This is a genomic window from Gemmiger formicilis (assembly GCF_016900095.1).
Taxonomy (GTDB): domain Bacteria; phylum Bacillota; class Clostridia; order Oscillospirales; family Ruminococcaceae; genus Gemmiger; species Gemmiger formicilis_A.
Genome location: NZ_JACJJP010000065.1, coordinates 1 through 3,146, shown reverse-complemented (window position 1 = coordinate 3,146; position 3,146 = coordinate 1). Strand labels below are relative to the sequence as shown.

Below are 3,146 nucleotides of genomic sequence, written 5' to 3'. Positions count from 1 at the left end.
ACCTTTGCCCCCCCCGCCCGGTTAATGGTACAATAAAACCAACACAATTCTGCGCAAAGGAGGACCCATCCATGGCCGACAACGGCGAACAATTGCGGTATCTGCAACTTCTTTCCAAAGATTTCCCCACCATTGCGGCGGCCGCCAGCGAGATCATCCGCATCGAGGCGCTGCTCCGCCTGCCCAAAGGCACCGAGCACTTCATGAGCGACCTGCACGGGGAGCACGAAGCCTTTCTGCACATCCTGAACAACGCTTCCGGCGTCATACGGGAAAAGATCGACCTGGTGCTGGGGGACTCGGTGCCCGCCCACGACCGGGCGGAGCTGGCCACCCTCATCTATTATCCGGTGCAGAAACTGCCCGAGATCAAGGCCAAGCAGACCGACCTGGACGGGTGGTACCGCCGCACCCTTTTGCAGCTCATCGAGCTCTGCCGGCTGGTGTCCAGCAAGCACACCCGGGCCCATGTGCGCAAATGCCTGCCCGCCAACTGCGGCTACATTCTGGACGAGCTGCTCCACGCCCACTTCGAGGACCACGACAAGGACCTGTACTACGGCCAGATCATCGACAGCATCCTGCGCTATGAGCGGGCGGACGCCTACATCATCCGGTTCTGCGAGGTGATCAAGCACCTGGCGGTGGACACGCTGCACATTCTGGGGGACATGTTCGACCGGGGCGCCCGGCCGGACCTGATCATGGACCAGCTCATTGCCCACCACGACGTGGACATCCAGTGGGGCAACCACGACGTGGTCTGGATGGGCGCGGCGGCGGGCAGCGCCGTCTGCGTGTTCACGGTGCTCAAGACCTCCCTGGCCTACGGCAACCTGGACCTGATCGAGACCGGGTACGGCATCAGCCTGCGGGGGCTGGAACGGTTCGCCATGGATTTTTACGGCGGCCCCATCGACCGCCGCTGGATTCCCCACGCCGACGACCGGGAGCACCTTTCCCCCGACGTGCAGACCCGCAACGCCCGGATGCACAAGGCCGTGACCCTGCTTATGTTCAAGCTGGAAGCCGGGGTCATCGCCCGCAACCCGGATTTCCGCATGCAGGGGCGGGACTATCTGAACCACATCGACTATGAAGCCGGCACCGTCACCTGCCACGGACAGGTCTATCCCCTGCTGGACCGGGATTTTCCCACCGTGGACCCCGCCGACCCCACCGCCCTCACCCCCCGGGAGCAGGCCCTGGTCCAGGAACTCTGCCGGGCCTTTACCCAGAGCGAGCGGCTGCAGCGGCATGTGCAGTTCCTCTACGCCCACGGGGCGGTGTACAAGGTCTTCAACGGCAACCTGCTCTTCCACGGGGCGGTGCCCATGACCGAGGACGGCGCCTTTGCCCCCGAACGGTTCGAAGGGCGGCTGTACAGCGGCAAGGCCCTGTTCGATTACTGTGACCGCCGGGCGCGGCAGGGCTACTTTGCCCCGCCGGACAGCCCCGAGCGCCGGGCCGGGCAGGATTTTCTGTGGTATCTGTGGTGCGGGGCCCTGTCCCCCATCTTCGGGCGCAGCGCCATGACCACCTTTGAGCGGCTGTACATCGCCGACGAATCCACCCACGCCGAGATCAAGAACCCCTATTACAAGCTGGTCAGCGGTCCCCGGGCCGAGGAGATCGCCGTCAGGATCCTGGCGGAATTCGGCCTTTCGGGGGAAGGCTGCCACATCCTCAACGGCCATGTGCCGGTGCGGGCGGTGGAGGGGGAAGACCCGGTGAAGGCCGGGGGACGCCTGGTGGTCATCGACGGCGGGTTCTGCCGGGCCTACCACCGGCGCACCGGCATTGCGGGCTACACCCTGGTGTACAACAGCCGGGGCATGACCCTGCGCACCCACCAGCCCTTTGAGAGCACCGCCAAGGCCATTCTGGAGGACGAGGACATTGCCTCCAAGAGCAAGCCCATCTATGTGGCCAGGGAGCGCATCCTGGTGCGGGACACCGACGAGGGTCGGGCGTTCCTGGCCACCATCGCCGACCTGAGCCGCCTGCTGGACGCCTACCGGGCGGGCGTGCTGGTGCAGCACGGGGACTGACCCTTGACAGCCGTCCCCCGCGGGGGTATGATTAGGCCGCAAAACAAAACACGGGCCCGGGCGGTCAAGCCGCGGGCCCGATGATTTTGCCTTTTTGGAGGGGAAAGGGGCGGGCGTGGCCCGCCCGGAGAAAGGAAGGTCTTGTATGCTGGAAAAACTGCGCCACCACGGACAGATGTCCGATGCTTTGCGCACCATGGTCTTTCTGACCTTGTCGGGGGGATTTCAGGACGGATACACCTACATGGGCCGGGGGCAGGTGTTTGCCAACGCCCAGACCGGCAACGTGATCCTGTTCGGGGTCCATCTGTGCAGCGGGGAACTGTTTGCTGCCCTGCGCTACCTGATGCCGGTGGTGGCTTTCGGGGCGGGGGTGTATTTTTCCGCCTTTGTGCGCCACCGGTTCGGCAGCTCCCGCAGGCTCCACTGGCGGCAGCTGGTGCTGGGCATCGAGATTGCCCTGCTCTTCCTGGTGGGATTTGTGCCCCACAGCCTGGACATTGCCGCCAACGTGCTGGTCAGCTTTGTCTGCGCCATGCAGGTGCAGGCGTTCCGCAAGGTGCGGGGCAACGCCTACGCCAGCACCATGTGCATCGGCAATCTGCGCAGCGGGGTGCAGTGCCTGTTCGACTGGCGCCACAACCACAACCCCGCCACCTTGCACAAGGCCCTGCAGTACCTGACCATCATCACCGTATTCGGGGTGGGGGCGGTGTTCGGGTCGCTGCTGTCCCGCACCGGCAACATCCGGGTCATCTGGTGCAGCTGCGCTTTGCTGGCCGTGAGCTTCCTGCTCATGTTCATCAAGGAAGAGGAAGAAACCCGGGAAGAGGCCGAAAAGGCCTGAGCCTTACTCCGCCGGAACCTTGCGCCGGAAGTTCTGTACCTTCTCGATGAGGAAGGAGGACAGGGTCACGGTGATGAGGGAAAAGGCGATGCGCCGGGCGGGGATGTAGCTCAGGGACAGGGCCAGCACCGTCAGGTCGGTGACCAGGTAGCACCGGGCCAGTCCCCAGCGGGACAGCTTGTGGATGACTAAGGCCAGGGCGTCGTCGCCGCCGCTGGAGCCCCCCTGCCGGATGATCAGCCCCACCC

The 3,146-nt window shown here is 64.7% G+C and carries 3 protein-coding genes; 2 read left to right on the top strand and 1 reads right to left on the bottom strand.

Features of this window, described 5'->3' with window-relative positions:
* Positions 1-71: 71 nt before the first annotated feature.
* Together H6B15_RS15145 and H6B15_RS15140 are read left to right on the top strand one after the other, a co-directional pair.
* The gene (locus H6B15_RS15145; protein ID WP_204648837.1) at positions 72-2,051 is read left to right on the top strand and encodes a fructose-1,6-bisphosphatase; all 1,980 of its coding nucleotides are present in this window, start codon (positions 72-74) and stop codon (positions 2,049-2,051) included.
* Positions 2,052-2,196: 145 nt separating this feature from the next.
* On the top strand, positions 2,197-2,898 hold the full coding sequence (locus tag H6B15_RS15140) for a YoaK family protein (protein ID WP_243424444.1): 702 nt from the start codon (positions 2,197-2,199) through the stop codon (positions 2,896-2,898).
* Between the two features lie 3 nt (positions 2,899-2,901).
* Here H6B15_RS15140 and H6B15_RS15135 read toward each other — a convergent pair.
* The coding region (locus H6B15_RS15135) for a YitT family protein (RefSeq protein ID WP_204648836.1) at positions 2,902-3,146 on the bottom strand (245 nt) is incomplete at its 5' end.